Origin of the sequence: Streptococcus mitis (assembly GCF_002860865.1) — a bacterium.
Classification (GTDB): domain Bacteria; phylum Bacillota; class Bacilli; order Lactobacillales; family Streptococcaceae; genus Streptococcus; species Streptococcus mitis_AT.
Map to the genome: position 1 here is coordinate 253,446 of NZ_PKIE01000001.1, position 22,826 is coordinate 276,271.

Annotated in this window: 21 protein-coding genes and 2 pseudogenes; all 23 read left to right on the top strand. The window is 39.3% G+C overall.

All coding sequences use genetic code 11. The features are described 5' to 3' along the window. Positions 1 to 78: 78 nt before the first annotated feature. The 23 genes and pseudogenes from CYK18_RS01260 (at position 79) to ltrA (ending at position 22,815) form a co-directional block, all read left to right on the top strand. Positions 79 to 1,242 (top strand): class I SAM-dependent rRNA methyltransferase, encoded by a 1,164-nt coding sequence (locus CYK18_RS01260; protein ID WP_180947993.1) that lies wholly within the window; start codon positions 79 to 81, stop codon positions 1,240 to 1,242. Next, positions 1,239 to 1,916, top strand: coding sequence for a type I 3-dehydroquinate dehydratase (aroD, locus tag CYK18_RS01265; RefSeq protein ID WP_000767765.1), 678 nt, complete (start codon positions 1,239 to 1,241; stop codon positions 1,914 to 1,916). The genes CYK18_RS01260 and aroD overlap by 4 nt, the downstream gene beginning before the upstream one ends. Then, positions 1,906 to 2,760, top strand: coding sequence for a shikimate dehydrogenase (locus tag CYK18_RS01270; RefSeq protein WP_101784624.1), 855 nt, complete (start codon positions 1,906 to 1,908; stop codon positions 2,758 to 2,760). Before aroD ends, CYK18_RS01270 begins: the two co-directional genes overlap by 11 nt. An 18-nt stretch (positions 2,761 to 2,778) precedes the next feature. Next, positions 2,779 to 3,846: a 3-dehydroquinate synthase gene (gene aroB / locus CYK18_RS01275; RefSeq protein WP_101784626.1), complete on the top strand. Its 1,068-nt coding sequence runs from the start codon at positions 2,779 to 2,781 to the stop codon at positions 3,844 to 3,846. A gap of 9 nt (positions 3,847 to 3,855) precedes the next feature. Further along, entirely contained in the window at positions 3,856 to 5,022 is a 1,167-nt protein-coding gene (gene aroC / locus CYK18_RS01280) for a chorismate synthase (protein WP_101784628.1), read from the top strand. Between the two features lie 9 nt (positions 5,023 to 5,031). Beyond that, entirely contained in the window at positions 5,032 to 6,135 is a 1,104-nt protein-coding gene (locus CYK18_RS01285; protein WP_101784630.1) for a prephenate dehydrogenase, read from the top strand. 10 nt (positions 6,136 to 6,145) lie between these two features. After that, positions 6,146 to 6,295, top strand: coding sequence for a hypothetical protein (locus CYK18_RS10740; protein ID WP_180947994.1), 150 nt, complete (start codon positions 6,146 to 6,148; stop codon positions 6,293 to 6,295). A 144-nt stretch (positions 6,296 to 6,439) separates the two neighbouring features. Beyond that, positions 6,440 to 6,727, top strand: coding sequence for a hypothetical protein (locus CYK18_RS01290; protein ID WP_101784632.1), 288 nt, complete (start codon positions 6,440 to 6,442; stop codon positions 6,725 to 6,727). A gap of 53 nt (positions 6,728 to 6,780) precedes the next feature. Beyond that, complete coding sequence (locus CYK18_RS01295) at positions 6,781 to 7,119, top strand: YlbF/YmcA family competence regulator (RefSeq protein ID WP_101784634.1); 339 nt, start codon at positions 6,781 to 6,783, stop codon at positions 7,117 to 7,119. Between the two features lie 91 nt (positions 7,120 to 7,210). Continuing rightward, positions 7,211 to 8,494, top strand: coding sequence for a 3-phosphoshikimate 1-carboxyvinyltransferase (gene aroA, locus CYK18_RS01300; protein ID WP_101784637.1), 1,284 nt, complete (start codon positions 7,211 to 7,213; stop codon positions 8,492 to 8,494). Beyond that, positions 8,487 to 8,963 carry a shikimate kinase gene (locus CYK18_RS01305; protein ID WP_101784639.1) on the top strand — a complete coding sequence of 159 codons (477 nt, stop codon included), beginning with the start codon at positions 8,487 to 8,489 and terminating at the stop codon, positions 8,961 to 8,963. Before aroA ends, CYK18_RS01305 begins: the two co-directional genes overlap by 8 nt. Beyond that, a complete protein-coding gene (gene pheA / locus CYK18_RS01310; protein WP_060805603.1) occupies positions 8,960 to 9,808 on the top strand; it encodes a prephenate dehydratase in 849 nt (282 codons plus the stop codon). Before CYK18_RS01305 ends, pheA begins: the two co-directional genes overlap by 4 nt. Beyond that, positions 9,805 to 11,100 (top strand): LCP family protein, encoded by a 1,296-nt coding sequence (locus CYK18_RS01315; protein ID WP_060805604.1) that lies wholly within the window; start codon positions 9,805 to 9,807, stop codon positions 11,098 to 11,100. The genes pheA and CYK18_RS01315 overlap by 4 nt, the downstream gene beginning before the upstream one ends. 125 nt (positions 11,101 to 11,225) lie before the next feature. Continuing rightward, a complete protein-coding gene (locus CYK18_RS01320; protein ID WP_101784641.1) occupies positions 11,226 to 12,071 on the top strand; it encodes a LicD family protein in 846 nt (281 codons plus the stop codon). Then, positions 12,061 to 13,164, top strand: coding sequence for a glycosyltransferase (locus CYK18_RS01325; protein ID WP_101784643.1), 1,104 nt, complete (start codon positions 12,061 to 12,063; stop codon positions 13,162 to 13,164). Before CYK18_RS01320 ends, CYK18_RS01325 begins: the two co-directional genes overlap by 11 nt. A gap of 1 nt (position 13,165) precedes the next feature. Next, entirely contained in the window at positions 13,166 to 14,152 is a 987-nt protein-coding gene (locus CYK18_RS01330; RefSeq protein WP_101782720.1) for a glycosyltransferase family 2 protein, read from the top strand. Between the two features lie 15 nt (positions 14,153 to 14,167). Next, on the top strand, positions 14,168 to 15,637 hold the full coding sequence (locus tag CYK18_RS01335; protein WP_101782721.1) for an O-antigen polysaccharide polymerase Wzy family protein: 1,470 nt from the start codon (positions 14,168 to 14,170) through the stop codon (positions 15,635 to 15,637). Further along, positions 15,630 to 16,664, top strand: a complete 1,035-nt coding sequence (gene tarQ, locus CYK18_RS01340; RefSeq protein WP_101782722.1) for a teichoic acid biosynthesis protein TarQ — start codon at positions 15,630 to 15,632, stop codon at positions 16,662 to 16,664. The genes CYK18_RS01335 and tarQ overlap by 8 nt, the downstream gene beginning before the upstream one ends. Positions 16,665 to 17,172: 508 nt before the next feature. Next, on the top strand, positions 17,173 to 18,660 hold the full coding sequence (gene tacF, locus CYK18_RS01345) for a type IV teichoic acid flippase TacF (RefSeq protein ID WP_101782723.1): 1,488 nt from the start codon (positions 17,173 to 17,175) through the stop codon (positions 18,658 to 18,660). A gap of 9 nt (positions 18,661 to 18,669) precedes the next feature. Next, on the top strand, positions 18,670 to 19,473 hold the full coding sequence (locus CYK18_RS01350; RefSeq protein ID WP_101782724.1) for a LicD family protein: 804 nt from the start codon (positions 18,670 to 18,672) through the stop codon (positions 19,471 to 19,473). 1 nt (position 19,474) lies between these two features. Further along, complete coding sequence (locus tag CYK18_RS01355) at positions 19,475 to 20,290, top strand: LicD family protein (protein ID WP_101782725.1); 816 nt, start codon at positions 19,475 to 19,477, stop codon at positions 20,288 to 20,290. Between the two features lie 449 nt (positions 20,291 to 20,739). Next, positions 20,740 to 20,889 (top strand): annotated as a pseudogene (locus tag CYK18_RS01360) (IS200/IS605 family transposase); the annotation flags it as partial. Positions 20,890 to 21,536: 647 nt separating this feature from the next. Next, a pseudogene (gene ltrA, locus CYK18_RS10745) lies at positions 21,537 to 22,815 on the top strand (group II intron reverse transcriptase/maturase). Positions 22,816 to 22,826 lie beyond the last annotated feature (11 nt).

Here is a 22,826-nt window from a genome sequence, read left to right on the forward strand (position 1 = left end):
ATTTTTTAAAAGAAGAGTAAAAAAGCAAGGGTAGTTTCTTTTTTGAGAATTGTCTAAAAGTTTGATATAATGGTAGTTATGAATAGAATAAGAGTCAGCAAAAGGGTTGAAAAGAAGCTCGCTAAGGGGCTAGTTTTACTAGAAGCCAGTGATCTTGAGAATGTCAATCTTAAGGATCAGGAAGTAGAAGTGCAGAGTCAGGAAGGAAACTTTCTTGGTACTGCCTACCTTTCTCAGCAAAACAAGGGCTTGGGCTGGTTTGTTAGTAAGGACAAGGTGGTCTTCAATCAAGCTTTCTTTGAAACACTATTTAGACAAGCTAAAGAAAAGAGAAGCGCCTACTATCAAGATGATTTGACAACTGCCTTTCGTCTCTTTAATCAAGAGGGAGATGGCTTTGGGGGTCTGACAGTGGACCTCTATGGTGACTATGTCGTCTTTTCTTGGTATAACTCTTATGTTTATCAGATTCGCAAGGTTATCTCAGAAGCTTTTAGACAGGTTTTTCCTGAGGTGTTAGGGGCCTATGAGAAAATCCGCTTTAAGGGTTTGGACTATGAATCAGCCCATGTTTATGGTCAAGAAGCACCTGACTTTTTCACTGTTCTAGAAAATGGTGTCTTGTATCAGGTCTTTATGAATGATGGCTTGATGACAGGGATTTTCCTAGACCAGCATGAAGTTCGTGGGAGCTTGGTCGATGGTTTGGCTATGGGTAAATCCTTGCTCAATATGTTTTCTTATACAGCTGCCTTTTCCGTGGCTGCGGCCATGGGAGGAGCAAGTCAGACAACTTCTGTTGACCTAGCCAAGCGTTCACGAGAATTGTCTCAAGCGCATTTTCAGGCAAATGGAATCAGCACAGACGACCATCGCTTTATAGTCATGGATGTCTTTGAATATTTCAAGTATGCCAAACGAAAAGGTTTGACCTACGATGTGATTGTCCTAGATCCGCCTAGCTTTGCTCGGAACAAAAAACAGACCTTCTCTGTGGTCAAGGATTATCACAAGTTGATTTCCCAGAGTCTTGAGATTTTAAATCCGGGAGGAATCATCATTGCCAGCACCAATGCTGCCAATGTTTCCCGTCAGAAATTTACAGAACAAATTGATAAAGGCTTTGCAGGAAGAAGTTACCAGATTTTAAACAAATACGGTCTTCCAGCAGATTTTGCCTATAATAAAAAAGATGAAAGTAGTAATTACCTCAAGGTGATTAGTATGAAGGTTAGTAAATGAAATTAATCGTTTCAGTAATGCCAAGAAGTTTAGAGGAGGCCCAGGCTCTGGACGCCACGAGGTATCTGGATGCCGACATCATTGAATGGCGTGCAGATTATCTGCCTAAGGAAGCGATTTTGCAGGTAGCTCCAGCTATTTTTGAAAAATTCGCAGGCCGTGAGTTGGTTTTCACGCTGAGAACTCGCTCTGAAGGGGGAGAAATCGACCTTTCTCCAGAAGAATATATCCATCTAATCAAGGAAGTGGCGCAACTCTATCAACCAGACTATATTGATTTTGAGTACTATAGCTACAAGGATGTTTTTGAGGAAATGTTGGACTTCCCAAATCTCGTTTTGAGTTACCATAATTTCCAAGAAACACCTGAAAATATGATGGAAATCTTGTCAGAGTTGACGAGCCTAAATCCAAAACTTGTTAAGGTCGCGGTGATGGCTCACACGGAGCAGGATGTGCTAGACTTGATGAACTATACACGAGGCTTTAAAACCCTCAATCCTGAACAGGAATATGTGACCATTTCTATGGGCAAGGTGGGTAAGGTCTCTCGTATCACTGCGGATGTGACGGGTTCTAGCTGGTCTTTTGCTAGTCTAGATGAGGCAAGTGCCCCAGGTCAGATTTCCTTAGCTAACATGAAAAAAATTCGGGAGATTTTGGATGAAGCTTGATGGCTATACACGTTTAGCTGCCGTTGTTGCCAATCCTATTAAGCATTCTATTTCCCCCTTTATTCACAATAGTGCCTTTGAGGCGACAGCTACCAATGGTGCTTACGTGGCTTGGGAGATTGAAGCGGGTGATTTGGCAGAAACAGTGGCCAATATTCGTCGCTACCAGATGTTTGGCATCAACCTGTCCATGCCCTATAAGGAGCAAGTGATTCCTTATTTGGATGAGCTGAGTGACGAAGCGCGCTTGATTGGTGCGGTCAATACGGTTGTTAATGAGAATGGCAATTTAATTGGATATAATACAGATGGCAAGGGATTTTTTAAGAGCTTGCCTTCTTTTACAATTACAGGTAAGAAGATGACCCTACTGGGTGCAGGTGGTGCGGCCAAGTCCATTTTGGCACAAGCTATTTTGGATGGTGTCAGTCAGATTTCGGTCTTTGTTCGTTCAGTTTCCCTGGAAAAAACAAGACCTTATCTAGACAAGTTACAGGAGCAAACAGGCTTTAAAGTGGACTTGTATGCTTTAGAAGATGTTTCTGAACTGAAAGAAAGGATTGCTGAGTCTGATTTACTGGTCAATGCGACAAGTGTAGGGATGGATGGTCAATCATCTCCAGTTCCTGAAAACATTGTCCTATCAGAAACTCTTTTAGTAGCAGATATCATTTACCAACCCTTTGAAACGCCATTTTTGAAATGGGCTAGACGTCAGGGCAATCCAGCAGTCAATGGTCTGGGAATGTTGCTCTATCAAGCTGCAGAAGCTTTTCAACTGTGGACAGGCAAGGAAATGCCAACAGAAGAGATTTGGCAGTCTTTAACAGAAAAATACCAATAAAGAAAAGGAGATTCTCCTATGAAAATCAGAATCGATATTCCTCATCATCCTTATGATATTCAGATTGAAAAAGGTTGTCTGGCTCAGGCTGGTCAATGGTTGCGAGAACTCTGGCAACCACAAAAAGTGGTCATCGTAACAGACAACCATGTAGCTTCTCTTTATGCAGAGAAGGTCAAACTCAGCCTAGAAGATGCTGGTTTTCAGGTAGCTGTATTTGACTTTTTAGAAGGTGAAGAAAGAAAGAATTTGACCACTGTTCAGAAGGTCTATGAATTTTTGGTCAAGCAAGGTCTGACCCGCAGTGATGGGATTGTAGCCCTAGGTGGTGGTGTCGTTGGGGACTTGGCTGGTTTTGTAGCCTCTACCTATATGCGGGGCATTCACTTTGTTCAGATTCCGACTAGTTTGACTGCCCAGGTGGATTCTTCAATCGGTGGAAAGACGGGCGTCAATACTCCATTTGCTAAAAATATGGTGGGTACCTTTGCCCAGCCAGACGGGGTTCTGATTGATCCGCTTGTCCTTGAAACACTTGGAAAAAGAGAGTTGATTGAAGGGATGGGTGAAGTTATCAAGTATGGCTTGATTGAGGATCCAGAACTATGGACTCTTTTGACGGAGCTGGATGGTTCTGTTGAGAGCATTCTGGAACATGCAGAGACCTTGATTGAACATTCTTGTCAGGTCAAGCGCAAGATGGTGGTTGAGGATGAGTTGGACAATGGTGTTCGCCTTTACCTCAATTTTGGCCATACTATTGGCCATGCCATTGAAGCAACTGCCGGTTATGGCAAGGTTATGCATGGTGAGGCTGTGGCCATGGGTATGGTACAGATTTCCAAGGTTGCTGAGGAAAAAGGCCTCATGCCAGCTGGCATTACCCAGTCAATCACAGAGATGTGTCAGAAATTTGGACTACCTGTTGACTATGAGAGCTGGGATGTTAACAAGCTTTATCAGGCTTTGACTCATGATAAGAAAGCGCGTGGCAATACCTTGAAATTGGTCTTGGTACCAGAGCTTGGTTCAGCGACTATTCACCCAGTTTCTCTGGAAGAGATGAAAGACTACTTGGTAAAATAAGGAGAGTGTATGAGATATTTAACTGCAGGAGAATCACACGGCCCCCGTCTGACGGCTATCATTGAGGGAATTCCAGCTGGACTACCTTTGACAGCAGAGGATATCAATGAGGATCTTAAACGCCGTCAGGGTGGTTACGGTCGTGGTGGCCGTATGAAGATTGAGAGCGACCAAGTTGTCTTTACTTCAGGCGTTCGCCACGGGAAGACGACAGGGGCGCCTATTACCATGGATGTCATCAATAAGGATCACCAAAAATGGCTGGATATCATGTCTGCGGAGGACATTGAAGAGCGACTTAAAAGCAAACGAAAAATAACCCATCCTCGTCCAGGTCATGCCGATTTGGTTGGGGGCATCAAGTACCGTTTTGATGATTTGCGTAATTCCTTGGAGCGTTCATCAGCTCGTGAAACCACCATGCGGGTGGCAGTTGGGGCAGTAGCCAAACGCCTCTTGGCTGAGCTGGATATGGAGATTGCCAACCATGTCGTAGTCTTTGGTGGCAAGGAAATCGATGTTCCTGAGAATCTCACAGTTGCTGAGATTAAGGAACGAGCTGCCCAGTCTGAAGTTTCTATTGTCAACCAAGAAAGGGAACAGGAAATCAAGGATTATATTGACCAAATCAAGCGTGACGGTGATACCATCGGTGGGGTTGTGGAGACAGTCGTCGGAGGTGTTCCAGTTGGTCTTGGTTCCTATGTCCAATGGGACAGAAAATTAGATGCCAGACTTGCCCAAGCAGTTGTCTCTATCAATGCTTTTAAAGGGGTGGAATTTGGTCTTGGTTTTGAAGCTGGTTACCGTAAGGGCAGCCAGGTCATGGATGAAATTCTCTGGTCTAAAGAAGACGGCTATACTCGCCGTACCAACAATCTGGGCGGCTTTGAAGGCGGTATGACCAATGGGCAACCGATTGTTGTTCGTGGCGTCATGAAACCCATTCCTACTCTTTATAAGCCTCTTATGAGTGTGGATATCGAAACCCATGAGCCTTACAAGGCAACTGTGGAAAGAAGTGATCCGACCGCCCTTCCAGCTGCAGGAGTGGTCATGGAAGCCGTTGTGGCAACGGTTCTGGCACAAGAAATCCTCGAAAAATTCTCATCAGACAATCTAGAGGAATTAAAAGAAGCGGTAGCCCAACACCGAGACTATACAAAGAACTATTAAGGAGTTCCTATGGCAAAAACAGTCTATATCGCAGGCCTTGGTCTGATTGGTGCCTCTATGGCACTTGGTATCAAACGCGATCATCCAGATTATGAAGTTTTAGGTTATAATCGCAGTCAAGCTTCGAGAGATATCGCCTTGAAAGAAGACATGATTGACCGTGCAACAGATGATTTTGCCAGTTTTGCTCCTTTGGCAGATATCATCATTCTCAGCTTGCCAATAAAGCAAACCATTTCCTTTATTAAGGAGTTGGCCAATTTGGACTTGAAAGAAGGTGTCATTATTTCAGATGCTGGTTCGACCAAGTCAGCTATTGTGGATGCGGCAGAGCAGTATTTGGCTGGCAAGCCTGTTCGCTTTGTCGGGGCCCATCCTATGGCTGGTAGTCACAAGACAGGGGCTGCTTCTGCGGATGTCAATCTCTTTGAAAATGCCTATTATATCTTTACCCCTTCGAGCCTGACAAGCCCTGGCACGCTTGAGGAAATGAAGGATTTGCTTTCAGGTCTTCATGCTCGCTTTATCGAGATTGATGCCAAGGAGCACGATCGAGTGACTTCTCAGATTAGCCATTTTCCACATATTCTGGCTTCTAGTCTCATGGAGCAGACTGCGGTCTATGCTCAAGAACATGAGATGGCAAGACGCTTTGCGGCCGGTGGTTTTAGAGATATGACTCGAATTGCGGAAAGCGAGCCGGGTATGTGGACTTCCATTCTCTTATCTAATCGTGAAACTATTCTAGATCGAATTGAGGATTTCAAGGAGCGATTAGATGAGGTTGGACAAGCCATCAGCAAGGGAGATGAAGAGCAAATCTGGAACTTTTTCAATCAAGCGCGGGAGCAACGTCAGGCCATGGAAATTCATAAGCGTGGCGGTGTGGACAGTTCTTACGACCTCTATGTTGATGTTCCCGATGAAGAAGATGTTATCTTGCGAATTTTGGAACTGCTACGTGGAACTTCCTTGGTTAACATCCACATCAATGAGGAAAACCGTGAGGATATTCACGGGATTCTACAAATCTCATTTAAAAATGCTCAAGATTTAGAAAGAGCCGAGCACCTCATAACAGAAAATACCGACTATACAGTCGTTGTCAAATAAGGAGAAAAATATGCCTAAAATAGAGCCTAGATTCATATTTGGTATTATCTTTATTTCTTTTATCTTACTTAGAGCTTACGCTGTTAAAAAGGATGTGAAAACTAATTCAGAATCAAGTGTCGAGACAAAAAATGAACCATCCAACAAGGAAATAAGTTAAGAGAAAACCAATTCAAAGTATTTAGACGATAGAATTATTAATGAGTTTATCAATAGCTACAATAAAAATTCTAATAGCCCATTAGAAAATATCAAAAAAGGAAACATAAAGATAAAATATTTCGCATCAAGCTACGGATACTACTTGGAACTTTTACATGCAAATGATACTGATAAAATCAATGTAACAATAAATCAGACAAATGAAAATAGTGAATCTGGTGTTGCAGGAATGAAAGAAGTATTTCATGATATTGTTAAATCGATTGAATCATCATTATCTGATGATGAGATAAATAACTATTTTGATAATCTTACGTCAAATGAAATAAAAACATGTTCTAATTTAGGAACTTTGAAGATAGAGTATATACCAGATAAGGAATTAAGCAATGGACATTCAAGAGGTCATATAAAAGTGATTGCACAATAATAAAGATCACAGAGTGACTAGTAATTTTAAAAGAAATGAATAAGGAGAAAATCATGTCAAATATTTACGATAGTGCAAATGAACTCAGTCGCGGTCTACGCGAATTACCAGAATACAAGGCTGTTAAAACAGCTAAAGATGCGATTTCAGCAGATGCTGAGGCAAGCAAAATTTTTACAGAATATGTTGCTTTCCAAGAGGAAATTCAAAAACTAGCACAGACAGGTCAAATGCCAGACGCTTCCTTCCAAGCGAAGATGGAAGGCTTTGGTAAGCAGATTCAGGGGAACAGCCTCTTGTCAGAATTCTTTACCAAGCAACAACAATTGTCCATTTACCTTTCTGACATTGAAAAAATTGTTTTTGAACCAGTTGCAGAATTGCTAAAATAAGAAAATAACAATCCTAAAGTCAGGAATTTTTAAGGAATTTCTGGCTTTTTATGATAAAATAAGTAAAAGTATTGCAAGTATGAGGTCCAGTATGAAACTAAAAACAAACATTCGCCACTTACATGGCAGTATTCGCGTTCCAGGTGACAAGTCTATCAGCCACCGTTCCATTATCTTTGGAAGTTTGGCTGAGGGTGAGACCAAGGTTTATGATATATTACGTGGCGAAGATGTCCTTTCTACCATGCAAGTCTTTCGTGACCTTGGTGTTGAGATTGAGGATAAAGATGGGGTTGTTACCATCCAAGGTGTAGGTATGGATGGCTTAAAAGCTCCGCAAAATGCCCTTGATATGGGAAATTCTGGAACCTCGATTCGTCTGATTTCAGGTGTTCTTGCTGGTGCAGACTTTGAAGTAGAAATGTTTGGAGATGACAGTCTTTCCAAACGTCCTATGGATCGTGTGACCCTTCCACTGAAAAAAATGGGCGTCAGCATTTCAGGGCAAACTGATCGAGACCTGCCTCCCCTTCACTTAAAAGGGACGAAAAACCTAAGACCTATTCATTATGAGTTGCCAATTGCCTCTGCCCAAGTCAAGTCAGCCTTGATGTTTGCAGCCTTGCAGGCTCAGGGGGAGTCTGTTATTATCGAAAAAGAGTGCACCCGTAATCATACTGAAGATATGTTGCAACAATTTGGTGGCCATTTAAGTGTGGATGGCAAGAAAATCACAGTCCAAGGACCTCAAAAACTGACTGGACAAAAGGTGGTTGTTCCAGGAGATATTTCCAGTGCAGCCTTTTGGCTGGTAGCAGGTTTGATTGTTCCAAATTCTCGTCTAGTGCTGAAGAATGTTGGTATTAACGAAACGCGCACCGGTATTATCGATGTCATTCGTGCCATGGGTGGAAAATTGGAAATGACTGAAATTGACCCAGTCGCTAAATCTGCTACCTTAACTGTTGAGTCTTCTGACTTGAAAGGAATAGAGATTGGTGGCGCTTTGATTCCACGTTTAATTGATGAATTGCCAATTATCGCGCTTCTGGCGACCCAGGCCCAAGGTGTAACAGTTATCAAGGATGCTGAGGAGCTCAAGGTTAAGGAAACAGACCGCATTCAGGTTGTGGCAGACGCTTTAAATAGTATGGGAGCAGATATTACTCCGACGGCAGATGGAATGATTATCAAAGGGAAAACCGCCCTTCACGGTGCTAGAGTCAATACGTTTGGAGACCATCGTATCGGCATGATGACGGCTATTGCAGCTCTCTTGGTTGCAGATGGAGAAGTGGAGCTTGACCGTGCTGAAGCTATCAATACCAGCTATCCTAGTTTCTTTGATGATTTGGAGAGCTTGATTCATGGCTAAGGTATTACTAGGATTTATGGGGGCTGGCAAGTCCACTATTGCAAGAGAATTGGACCCAGATTACGTCGATATGGATGCCTTGATTGAGAAGCGCTTAGGTATGTCCATTGCGAATTTTTTCGCTGAAAAGGGAGAAGCGGCCTTTCGTCAGGTAGAATCAGAAGTCCTAGCTGATATACTACAAAGAGACCAAGTCGTGTCAACTGGTGGAGGAGTGGTCGTTTCTCAGAGAAATCGTGACTTACTAAAGACTAATACAGATAACATCTACCTGAAATCAGATTTTGAAACCCTCTACCAACGTATCGCAGCTGATAAGGACAATCAGCGCCCGCTTTTTCTAAATAATAGCAAGGAAGAATTAGCAACTATTTTCCAAGAAAGACAGGCTTGGTATGAGGAAGTGGCTAGTCGGGTTTTGGATGTGACCAATCTAAGCCCAGAGGAAATTATAGAGGAACTGAGATGAAAATTGCTTATCTAGGTCCCAAGGGATCATTTTCACACCACGTTGTGCAGACAGCTTTTCCTCATGAGGAATTGCAGGCCTTTGCCAATATTACAGATGTCATCAAGGCCTATGAGCAAGGCTTGGTGGACTATTCTGTGGTGCCAGTTGAAAATTCTATTGAGGGTAGTGTTCATGAAACCTTGGACTACCTTTTTCATCAGGCTCGCATTCAAGCAGTTGCAGAAATCGTTCAGCCTATTCATCAGCAGTTGATGGTGGTTCCAGGTCATACTAAGATTGAAAAGATTTTTTCACATCCACAGGCCTTGGCTCAAGGAAAGAAATTCATCGCTGAACAGTATCCAGAGGCACAAATCGAGGTGACTGCTAGTACTGCCTATGCGGCCCGCTTTATTTCCGAACATCCAGACCAGCCTTATGCAGCCATTGCACCAAGAAGTTCTGCAGAAGAATATGGCTTGGAACTGATTGCCGAGGATATTCAGGAAATGGAAGCCAATTTCACACGTTTTTGGGTGCTAGGAGCCGAAATTCCTACTATTCCCTTGCAAGCACAAACTGAAAAAATGAGTTTGGCCTTGACCTTACCTGACAACCTTCCAGGTGCACTTTATAAGGCCCTGTCGACCTTTGCTTGGCGAGGAATTGACTTAACAAAAATTGAAAGTCGTCCACTCAAGACAGCGCTAGGCGAATACTTTTTCATTATCGATGTGGACTATACTGATAAGGACTTGGTTCACTTTGCCCAAAAAGAATTAGAAGCTATTGGAATCCAGTATAAAATTCTGGGTGCCTATCCTATTTATCCAATATCAGACCATGGAAAGGAGAGAAGATGAGTAAAGAAAATCCCTTAAGCCATCATGAGCAGTTGCGTTATGACTATCTACTTAAGAATATTCACTACCTCAATGAGCGAGAGAAAAAGGAATTTGCTTATTTGCAAGACAAATTAAATAGGGCAAGTAGTGACGTTCCCTCAGAAAGTCAGGAATTGACAGAGGATTATAGAAAGACAAGTGCTAACACTTCGATTCCTTCTTATAATAGCCGTAGTCGTTCTGAGAGATACCAGAAAATCAATTCTCTTCCAAAGAAAAAAACTAAAAAGCGGAAGCTACGTTGGGGGCGCATTTTCGCAGGTTTACTGGCTATCTTAGCTTGTCTAGCCTTAGGTATGATTTTTATGTTTTTAAAAGGTTACACCAATGCTAATCCAGATAAAAATGTCAATGCCAGGGCAGCTCAAGTAGAAGTTTTTAATGGTCAAGATACCAGAGATGGAGTTAATATTTTGATCATGGGTACAGATGGGCGAATCGGTCAAAATAGTGCTGAGACGCGGACGGACTCTATTATGGTATTAAATGTTGGCGGTTCGGATAAGAAAATTAAGCTGGTCAGCTTCATGCGTGACAATTTGGTTTATATAGACGGTTACAGTCAAGTGATTAACGGTAGAAAACAGACGGATAACAAGTTAAACGTAGCCTATGAGTTAGGAGAACAAGAGGGGCAAAAAGGGGCAGAAATGGTTCGTCAAGTTTTGAAAGATAATTTTGATTTGGACATTAAGTACTATGCCTTGGTCGATTTTCAGGCCTTTGCTACAGCGATTGACACACTTTTCCCTGATGGGGTGACGATTGATGCTCAATTTTCAACATTGAATGGGCGCCAACTAACAGAAGCTACAGTTGGAGATGATTTACACGCTACTGAGACTGAGTCTCCAACCCAAACCATCAAAGTCGGAAAACAGCAGATGAATGGTTCGACCTTGCTCAATTATGCTCGTTTCCGTGATGATGATGAGGCGGATTACGGCCGTACCAAAAGACAGCAACAAGTACTGACAGCAGTTCTTCAGCAAATCAAAGATCCAACCAAGCTCTTTACGGGCTCAGAGGCACTTGGCAAGGTATTCGCAATGACCTCAACGAATGTTCCTTATACCTTCCTGTTAACAAATGGCTTGTCTTTCCTAGACGGAGCTCAAAATGGTATTGAAAAATTGACGATTCCAGAACTGGGTGACTGGGTAGATGCCTATGATGTTTATGGAGGCTTGGGCTTACTTGTCGATCAAAACAAATATCAGAATAAATTATCTCAGATGGGCTTGAGATAAGATAAGACAGAAAAATCAAAGTTTGATAGCTATTTATCTAGCAGTCAGGCTTTGATTTTTTACAGTCTGCAATAGATTTTTACCCCCTATTTGTGGTATAATGGAACAATACGATAGAAAGAATAATGAACAATATGACTGATTTAAAAGCAATTCAGGCTCGTAGTCTGGAGATGGCTGAATATTTTGTGGGCTTTTGCAAGGAACATGATTTACTTTGTTATCTCTGTGGAGGAGGTGCTATTGGTGCCCTTCGAAACAAGGGCTTTATTCCTTGGGATGACGACCTAGACTTTTTTATGCCTCGTAAAGATTATGAGAAATTAGCAGAATTATGGCCTCGTTATGCAGATGAGCGTTATTTCTTGTCAAAGAGTAACAAGGATTTTGTAGACCGCAATCTTTTTATTACCATTCGTGACAAGGAAACTACCTGTATCAAACCTTACCAGCAGGATTTGAATTTACCACATGGTCTGGCCTTGGATGTCTTGCCTTTGGATTATTATCCGAAAAATCCATCTGAGAGAAAGAAACAGGTTCGCTGGGCCTTGATTTATTCACTCTTTTGTGCCCAAACTATTCCAGAAAAGCATGGTGCACTTATGAAATGGGGAAGCCGTATTTTACTGGGTATGACTCCCAAATCTCTCCGTTATCGTATTTGGAAAAAAGCTGAGAAAGAAATGACCAAGTATAGTCTGGATGAGAGCGATGGCATCACAGAATTATGCTCAGGTCCTGGCTACATGAGAAACAAGTACCCAATCGCATCTTTTGAAGATAATCTCTTCTTGCCATTTGAAGAGACAGAGATGCCTATTCCAGTTGGCTATGATGCTTATCTCAGCACTGCTTTTGGGGATTATATGACGCCTCCACCAGCAGACAAGCAGTTACCACATCATGATGCTGTCATCGCTGATATGGATAAGTCTTATACAGAATACAAGGGAGAATATGGTGGCTAAGAAAAAAATCTTATTTTTTATGTGGTCTTTTTCTCTCGGAGGCGGTGCAGAAAAGATTCTGTCTACCATTGTTTCAAATCTGGATCCAGAAAAGTATGATATTGATATTCTTGAAATGGAGCACTTTGACAAGGGATACGAATCTGTTCCCAAGCATGTAGGCATTTTAAAATCCCTTCAAGATTACCGCCAAGCTAGATGGTTACGAGCTTTTTTGTGGAGAATGAGAATTTATTTTCCAAGATTGACACGTCGCTTACTGGTGAAAGATGACTATGATGTTGAAGTTTCCTTTACCATTATGAATCCTCCACTTTTGTTCTCTAAAAGAAGAGAAGTCAAGAAGATCTCTTGGATTCATGGAAGTATCGAAGAATTTCTTAAGGATAGTTCAAAAAGAGAATCACATAGACGCCAGTTGGATGCTGCGGATACCATTGTAGGAATTTCAAAAAAGACCAGTCATTCTATCAAGGAAGTCTATCCAGATTATGCTTCGAAATTACAGACGGTCTACAATGGATATGATTTTAAGAGTCTTCTAGAAAAATCTCAAGAGAAAATTGATATCGAGATTGCGCCTCAAAGTATCTGTACCATTGGACGGATTGAGGAAAATAAGGGTTCTGACCGTGTGGTGGAAGTGATACGACTATTACACCAAGAGGGAAAAAACTATCATCTCTATTTTATCGGGGCTGGGGATATGGAAGAGGAACTGAAAAAACGCGTCAAAGAATATGATTTTGAAGACTATGTACATTTCCTTGGTTATCAAAAAAATCCTTATCAGTATTTATCTCAGACGAAAGTTCTCTTGTCTATGTCTAAACAAGAAGGTTTTCCTGGAGTATATGTGGAAGCCTTGAGTCTTGGAATCCCTTTTGTCTCTACGGATGTTGGAGGGGCTGAGGAACTATCACAAGAAGGAAGATTTGGACAAATCATTGAGAGCAATCAAGAGGCGGCTCAGGCAATTACGAACTACATGACCTCTGCATCAAACTTCGATGTCAATGAGGCTAGCCAATTCATTCAACAATTCACAATTGTCAAACAAATCGAACAAGTAGAAAAACTATTAGAGGAGTAGCATGGAAACTGCATTAATCAGTGTGATTGTGCCAGTCTATAATGTGGCGCAGTACCTAGAAAAATCGATAGCTTCCATTCAGAAGCAGACTTATCAAAATCTGGAAATCATTCTTGTTGATGATGGAGCAACGGATGAAAGTGGTCGCTTGTGTGATTCAATCGCTGAACAAGATGATAGGGTGTCAGTGCTTCATAAAAAGAATGAAGGTTTGTCGCAAGCACGAAACGATGGAATGAAACAGGCTCACGGAGATTATCTGATTTTTATTGATTCAGATGATTATATCCATCCAGCAATGATTCAGAGCTTATATGAGCAATTAATTCAAGAAGATGCGGATGTTTCGAGCTGTGGTGTCATGAATGTCTATGCTAATGATGAAAGCCCACAATCAGCCAATCAGGATGAGTATTTTGTCTGTGATTCTCAAACATTTCTAAAGGAATACCTCATAGGTGAAAAAATACCTGGAACAATCTGCAATAAGCTAATCAAGAGAGAGATTGCAACTGCCCTATCCTTTCCAAAGGGATTGATTTATGAAGATGCTTATTATCATTTTGATTTAATCAAGTTGGCTAAGAAGTACGTTGTTAATACCAAACCCTATTATTACTATTTCCATAGAGGGGATAGTATTACGACTAAACCCTATGCAGAGAAGGATTTAGCCTATATTGATATCTATCAAAAGTTTTACAATGAAGTTGTGAAAAACTATCCTGACTTGAAAGAGGTTGCTTTTTTCAGATTGGCCTATGCCCATTTCTTTATTCTAGATAAGATGTTACTAGATGATCAGTATAAACAATTTGAAGCCTATTCTCAGATTCATCGTTTTTTAAAAGGCCATGCCTTTACTATTGCTAGGAATCCAATTTTCCGTAAGGGGAGAAGAATTAGTGCTTTGGCTCTATTCATAAATATTTCCTTATACCGATTCTTATTACTGAAAAATATTGAAAAATCTAAAAAATTACATTAGAACGGGGGTGAGCAAGTGATTGATGGAAAACGATTATTATTTAGTTTGACCATAGTCAGTTATGCCTTGACGCTAGTAAGTGGAATTGTGTATCTGTTTAATAATAATAATGTTAGCTTACTTTCTACTTTATTGTTCTTGTTGGTTAGTAGCTTAATTGCTTGTTGGAATGATATCAAGTATTACTTAATCCATTTTATTTTCTTTTTAACTATTTTTGTATTTCTGGTATCAAGGCCGACCATTGATTATTTTAGAGATGGCGCTTTGGATACCTATCATCCCATAGCCTATCGTTTTGCCTTTATAGTTGTCATGGTTTCGATTCTGGGCTTGACCATAGGAGGCGTCCTGGCTCGTTACTTCATAGCTAGGAAGAAAATAAAAGTACCAAATATAGGAAATTCTCTAAAAGAGGTTTATATCAAGCGGTTACGCTTTGTATCACTAGGAGTTTTTCTTCTAACCTATCCTTTCTATTTCATTAGATTATTTGAACGACTCCTGTATCGCTTGCAGACTTCCTACTATGCCTACTATGCAAATTTTGAAAGTAAACTGCCTTATTTTACCTACATTTTGTCTACCTTTACGGTCTACGCAATGTGTATGTATCTGGCAACCAAACCAAAGAAATGGCAGGCCACAGCAGTGCTTGTCTCCTTTATTGTAGCTAATACTATTCATTTGGCAATTGGGACGCGAAATCCTTTTATTTTAAGTATTTTATTTGCTTTTGTTTATTACTTTATGCGGGAGCAAACCGAAAAAGGAAAATGGATTGGATTTAAAGAAAAGTTAGCGATTTTTGTAGGATCTCCTATTCTCATGTTAGCGATGGGAGTACTCAATTATGTACGGGATAATGTCCAAGTTTCCCATACAGGTTTCTGGGATATCTTACTTGACTTTATCTATAAACAAGGGACTAGTTTTGGTGTCTTGGCTCGAGGTTTTCTATTTAACAGTAGCCTCCCTTACCGAGATTTCCGTAATTTTACTTTTGGTCCTGTTCTTGATTATTTTGCAAGGGGGAGTTTGGGGGCAATTTTCGGAGGAAAAGCCTTTGAGCATACAACCAATAGTGTGGAGCTAGCAATTGATAGTAATAGTTATGCCCACAATCTATCCTATCTTGTTTTGAACAAGGAATATTTGAAAGGACATGGTATCGGAAGTAGTTATATCATGGAGTTGTATACAGACTATGGTATGATAGGAGTCTTTCTACTTAGTCTCTTGCTAGGTATGTTATTCATAGCTATGTTGCAAGTAGCCTATCGCTCTAGAACAATCCTATTTGCCTTGTCCCTACTCATCTTGAATAATCTATTCTTTATGCCAAGAAGTAGCTTTTCAGAAAGTTTCTTCAATTTATTTACAATGCAATTCTGGGGAATTGTTCTTGTGATTATATTCGTAGCGAAAATGCTTACAAAGGAAAACCAGTATCTACTAAACAAAGGAGAAAAAAATCATGTTTGAACATTATTCAGTAGCTGATTTGTTTGCAAATCTATACAAAAAACGAAAAGCAAATATTCTAGCTCTTATCGCTTTATTTGCTATCATTGCTGTACCATTTACAATTAAAGCAGTTAAGAATAAAAATACTGTCAAAGACACAACAAGTTATTCAACTTATATCAGCTATAAAATTACACCTCCGGAAGATTCAGCCAAAACGATTTTGAATCATCAAATTGGTGGGTATAGTGATTTCTATGGGAAATTAATTGAAGGGAATTTAAATGGAGCTTATCTTTTCAATGATGTAGAACCGAGTGAGTTGAAAAAAATTGCCAGTGAATTGGATACGACAGAGTCAACCTTGAAAAATTCTACAAGCGACTATTGGTGGAAAAAATTGACCGTCTATTATATGATTGACGATACAGGGGTTGGTGTGAAAATTTTGACACCAAGTAAAGATGCTAATGACTTGTTGGAGCGAAAAATTGATGGATTGATTGAGAAATTTAAACACACTTATGCAAATGTAAAAATTGAAAAATTGGAAACCATCAATTCTAAAGAATTGAATGCAAATGGTGAGACAGCGCTTGGATTAAACGTCAAGAATTTGATTCTTCGTTTAGCTGTTATTGGAGTAGTCTGTGTGATTTTGGTTGTGATGGGAAATGTATTGATTTATCTCTTTAATCCAACAATCAATAGAGCAGGTGATTTTTCTCAGTATCAAATTGATTTTGTAACAGAGATTACAACAATTGCTAATCTAGCAGATATTCTATCATACAAAAATGCTGGACAAGAATTGACTATTGTTAGCTCAAATAAAGCTATTCTAGATAAATTAAAACAAAATCAAGAGACTTTGAAAGGAATGCATTTTGTAGATTTACAAGATGTACCATCTCTTTTAGAAAGAGATACAGTCCTTCTTGTTGAAGAATACGGAGTGACTCGTTATAAGAAATTTGAACAAAGTCTTCAAATTCTTCGAAACTTAAATCGTTCTATCCTCGGTGTAGCAACCTTTAAATTATAAGCATCCTGATACATTGTGTCTTTAAAGTTGGCAAAGAGTCGATTTTGAGGCTCCATAATATTTGTAGTGATAGATATTATGGAGTCTATTTTGTTGTCTTGTTAGAAGATGGTAGTCACGGAGAGTCCTCTAGTAAAGAATATCAACAAATCCGTTAGATTCTCAATTCAAAGATTACTTAAAAGTTAATTGAAAAGACTTCTATGAAAGATATAAATCATAAACTTTCAATCTTATTATAATTATCGTACTGTAACTAAATAATTAAGACTTAATAATTTTTGTATTTTCAATCCCAATTGGAGTTTTTGCTTTTTTAACGATATATTTGTCCTTGGTTAAAGTTCAATAAATTTTATTTGAAATCCTCAAAAAGTTAGTTTTTAATCTTAAATTTTTGAGGATTTGAGTTCCTAAAAATTTTTTAAAATAATTAAAGACTAGTTGTTGAAAATAAAAGAGTTATTTTAACTAACTTTATGATATAATGAAAAACGAGGTAAATTGAATGAAAAGTATAAAATTAAATGCTCTATCTTACATGGGAATTCGTGTCTTGAATATTATTTTTCCCATCTTAACTGGTACCTACGTCGCGCGTCTCTTGGACCGAACTGACTATGGTTACTTCAACTCAGTTGACACTATTTTGTCATTTTTCTTGCCCTTTGCGACTTATGGGGTCTATAACTACGGTTTACGGGCCATCAGTAATGTCAAGGATAACAAAAAAGATCTGAATAGAACCTTCTCTAGTCTTTTTTATTTGTGCATAGCTTGTACAATTTTGACTACTGCTGTCTATATCCTAGCTTATCCTCTCTTCTTTACTGATAATCCAATCGTCAAAAAAGTCTACCTTGTTATGGGGATTCAGCTCATTGCCCAGATTTTTTCAATCGAGTGGGTCAATGAAGCTCTGGAAAATTACAGTTTTCTCTTTTACAAGACTGCCTTCATCCGTATCCTGATGCTGGTCTCTATTTTCCTGTTTGTCAAAAATGAACACGATATTGTTGTCTATACACTTGTGATGAGTTTATCGACACTGATTAACTATCTGATTAGTTATTTTTGGATTAAAAGAGACATTAAGCTTGTTAAGATTCACATAAGTGATTTTAAACCGCTCTTTCTCCCTCTAACAGCCATGTTAGTCTTTGCAAATGCCAATATGCTCTTCACTTTTTTGGATCGTCTCTTCCTCGTTAAAACAGGGATTGATGTCAACGTTAGTTACTATACCATGGCTCAACGAATTGTGACCGTTATAGCTGGGGTTGTAACAGGAGCTATCGGAGTGAGTGTGCCTCGTCTCAGTTACTATTTGGGTAAAGGAGACAAAGAAGCCTATGTTTCTCTGGTTAACAGAGGAAGTCGAATCTTTAACTTCTTTATCATTCCACTCAGTTTCGGACTCATGGTTTTAGGACCAAATGCTATCCTACTTTATGGTAGTGAAAAATATATCGGAGGCGGTATCTTAACCTCTCTCTTCGCTTTTCGTACGAACATCCTGGCACTGGATACCATTCTTGGTTCCCAAATTCTCTTTACAAATGGCTATGAAAAACGAATCACAGTCTACACAGTCTTTGCAGGATTGCTCAATTTGGGCTTAAATAGTCTCCTCTTTTTCAACCATATCGTGGCTCCTGAATACTACTTACTGACAACTATGCTATCAGAGGCCTCTCTGCTTGTTTTCTATATCATTTTCATCCATAGAAAACAGCTCATCCACTTAGGACATATCTTTAGCTATACTGTTCGATACTCGCTCTTTTCACTTTCCTTTGTAGGAATTTATTTCCTGATCAATTTCTTGTATCCTGTGGATATGGTCATTAATTTGCCATTTTTGATTAATACTGGTTTGATTGTCTGGCTATCAGCCATCTCTTATATTGCTCTACTTGTCTTCACCAAAGATAGCATTTTCTATGAATTTTTAAACCATGTCCTAGCCTTAAAAAATAAATTCAAAAGATCATAGGAGTTTAGAATGAAACAACTAACCATTGAAGATGCCAAACAGATTGAATTAGAAATTTTGGATTATATTGATACTCTCTGTAAAAAGCACAATATCAACTATATTATTAACTACGGTACTCTGATTGGGGCAGTTCGACATCAGGGCTTTATTCCTTGGGACGACGATATTGATCTGTCCATGCCTCGAGAAGACTACCAACGATTTATGAACATTTTTCAAAAGGAAAAAAGTAAATACAAACTTTTATCCTTAGAAACAGATAAGAACTACTTTAACAACTTTATCAAAATAACAGACAGTACAACTAAAATTATTGATACTCGGAATACAAAAACCTATGAGTCTGGTGTTTTTATCGATATTTTCCCTATGGATCGCTTTGATGATCCTAAGGTCATTGATATTTGTTATAAGCTGGAAAGCTTCAAACTTCTGTCTTTCAGCAAACATAAAAATATTGTCTATAAAGATAGCCTTTTAAAAGATTGGATACGAACAGCCTTTTGGTTGCTCCTTCGACCTGTTTCTCCTCGTTATTTTGCAAATAAAATCGAGAAAGAAATTCAAAAATATAGTCGTGATAATGGGCAGTATATGGCTTTTATCCCTTCTAAATCTAAGGAAAAGGAAGTCTTCCCAAGTGGTACCTTTGATAAAACAATCAATCTCCCATTTGAGAATTTAAGCCTTCCAGCACCTGAAAAATTTGATACTATTTTGACACAATTTTATGGAGATTATATGACCCTACCACCAGAAGAAAAACGCTTCTACAGTCATGAATTTCACGCTTATAAATTGGAGGATTAGGATGCAGTATTTAGAAAAAGAAGAAATTAAAGAAATTCAACTAGCCCTGCTAGACTATATTGATGAGACTTGTAAGAAACATGATATTCCTTATTTTCTAAGTTATGGAACCATGCTTGGAGCTATCCGCCACAAAGGTATGATTCCCTGGGACGATGATATTGATATTTCCCTTTATCGTGAAGATTATGAGCGCTTATTGAAGATTATTGAGGAAGAAAATCACCCTCGCTACAAGGTTCTTTCCTACGATACCTCTTCTTGGTACTTCCATAATTTCGCATCGATTTTGGACACTTCTACTGTTATCGAAGACCATGTTAAGTACAAGCGCCATGACACCAGTCTCTTTATCGATGTCTTCCCAATTGATCGCTTTACAGATTTGAGCATTGTCGACAAGAGCTATAAGTATGTGGCTCTTCGTCAACTGGCTTATATCAAAAAATCACGCGCAGTTCACGGTGACAGCAAACTAAAAGATTTTCTTAGATTATGTAGCTGGTACGCTCTCAGATTTGTCAATCCGAGATACTTCTATAAGAAAATAGATAAGTTAGTTAAGAATAGTGTTGTAGAACAGCCGAAATATGAGGGAATGGTTGGAGTTGATAAAGAGGGAATGAAGGGTGTTTTCCAAATAAATACTTTCAAAGAGTTAATCTTAACAGAGTTTGAGGGAAGAATGTTACCAATTCCTAAAAATTATGATGTCTTTTTAACCCAGATGTATGGGGATTATATGACACCACCATCAAAGGAAATGCAAGAGTGGTATAGTCATAGTATAAAAGCTTTTCGCAAGGTGGAGAAGTAATTCTGTTTTATGAGAGAACAAATCTTGTGAGTGTCTATTGAGGAGATTAGGACATTGATATTCTTATACAAGCTTGGACACAAAAAGGAGTTCTAGTTTACTAAGACCAATTTTTTATACATCAGCAGAAAATATTGCAAATTGTGGTCTGTAGAGATGGTAAAGGAAAGTGTGATATACATGAAGAACATAATGATAAGAAATTTAATATTATTTAGTTTTCTTGTATGTCCTTTAAATATGGCTGCCAAATTATCCGCATCCACTTTATTAATGTAAAATCTAAGTCAGGGAGTTATACTATTCTTTTAGAAAGCTAAGGGTACTTTGTTTTAATTATGTGACTATTGATCCTTCTCGCTCCGTTAGGTGAGCGTCGAAGGTTATAGCCTAAAAACTTCAAATGCGATACAATAAAGTTGTTTCTGTAAATCGAAAAGTGAAAAAATATGGTACAAAAGTCTCATAGTTTATCGTACACAAAGTGGCGCTGTAAGTATCACATCTTATATAGACGAAAAGTAGTCTATAATCAATATCGAAGTAGTTTAAGCGAAGTATTTCATCGCTTGTGTAGTTATAAGGAAGTTGAAATTATCAGTTAGATTATGTACATATGTCAACTCTTTGTAAACTGTAGTGAGTTTAAGAAAAGCTAAGATCGAGAAAGGACACATTTTGTCCTTTCTTTTTTAAGTCTGACGCTAGAAATAAGAATCATCAGAGGAAGGGATAGCGAAATCGTGGCTCTACGAACAGGAACGTGATAGTAAGGCGTATATAGTGGATAAGGGGGCTTAAAACTCTAAAGTACAAAAAGGTAGTCGTAATCTATATGCGTAAATCACGAGAGTAATTGAATTCGGACTAAGGTTTGTGTGAAAAAGATAAATCTTCCTAGAGTCTAAAGACTCTGCGTCAGATTTCCTATTTTCACTGTAACCTTTTAACGTCCTCGTATCTTGTATAAACGAGGAAAGATGTACGACTTATCCCGTGAGGTCTCATGAGCGCTGAAAGCGTAGTAACAACGAATTATGAGAAGTCAGCCGAGCCCATAGTAGTGAGGAAGCTTCTGTAATGGAAGTGGAGCGAAGGGGTGACCAACTAATCGAAGTAATCCTACTTCACTTGTGTCTGTAAAACGAGCAGTTTTATAGAACTGGACTCTGTCACGTATTGACTGGGTGAAGGTTCACCAATATAAAATGTCCCTCAGGCATCAAAACAAGAAAGGAATACGCACATGTCAAAATTGCTAGATAAGATTTTATCACGCGAAAATATGCTTGAAGCCTATAATCAAGTAAAATCCAATAAGGGCTCAGCTGGGATTGATGGAATTACTATCGAAGAGATGGATGACTATCTCAGACACAACTGGCGCCTGACTAAGGAACTGATAAAACAGAGAAAATATAAGCCTCAACCAGTTCTTAGAGTTGAGATTCCCAAACCAAACGGAGGCATCCGTCAACTAGGAATTCCAACAGTTATGGATAGAATGATTCAACAGGTCATTGTCCAAGTCATTAGCCCCATTTGTGATCCCCCATTTCTCAGATACGAGTTATGGCTTCAGACCAAATAGGTCATGTGAAAAATCCATCATGAAGCTCTTAGAGTACTTAAATGACGGCTATGAGTGGATAGTGGATATAGACCTAGAGAAATTTTTCGATACGGTTCCTCAAGATAGATTGATGTCCTTAGTACATAATATTATCGAAGACGGAGATACGGAATCCTTGATTCGTAAGTATCTTCATTCAGGTGTTATCATTAACGGTCAGCGTCATAAAACGCTAGTTGGTACACCACAGGGAGGAAATTTATCTCCTCTCTTATCCAATGTCATGCTTAATGAATTGGATAAGGAATTAGAAAAGAGGGGACTTCGATTTGTGCGCTACGCAGATGATTGTGTAATTACGGTCGGAAGCGAGGCAGCCACTAAGCGTGTGATATATTCAGTCAGTCGTTTTATTGAGAAACGGCTAGGTTTGAAAGTAAATATGACCAAGACTAAGATTCCCAGACCAAGCGAGTTGAAATACTTAGGCTTTGGGTTCTGGAAATCATCATCTGGTTGGAAAAGCCACCCCCATCAAGATAGTGTTCGGAGATTTAAGCTTAAATTGAAGAAACTAACACAGAGGAAATGGAGTATAGACTTAACAAGACGTATTGAGCAACTGAATTTGTCTATTCGAGGATGGATAAACTATTTCTCGCTGGGAAATATGAAGCGCATAGTCACTAGCATAGATGAGCGCTTGCGTACTCGCCTACGAGTGATTATCTGGAAGTAATGGAAGAAGAAATCTAGACGACTATGGGGATTACTGAAACTAGGGGTTCCTAAATGGATAGCAGATAAGGTATCTGGCTGGGGTGACCACTATCAATTAGTAGCTCAGAAGTTGGTACTTAAACGTGCGATATCAAAACCAGTCCTTGAAAAACGTGGACTGGTTTCGTGTTTGGATTATTACCTTGAACGACATGCGTTAAAAGTTAGTTGAACCGCCGTATG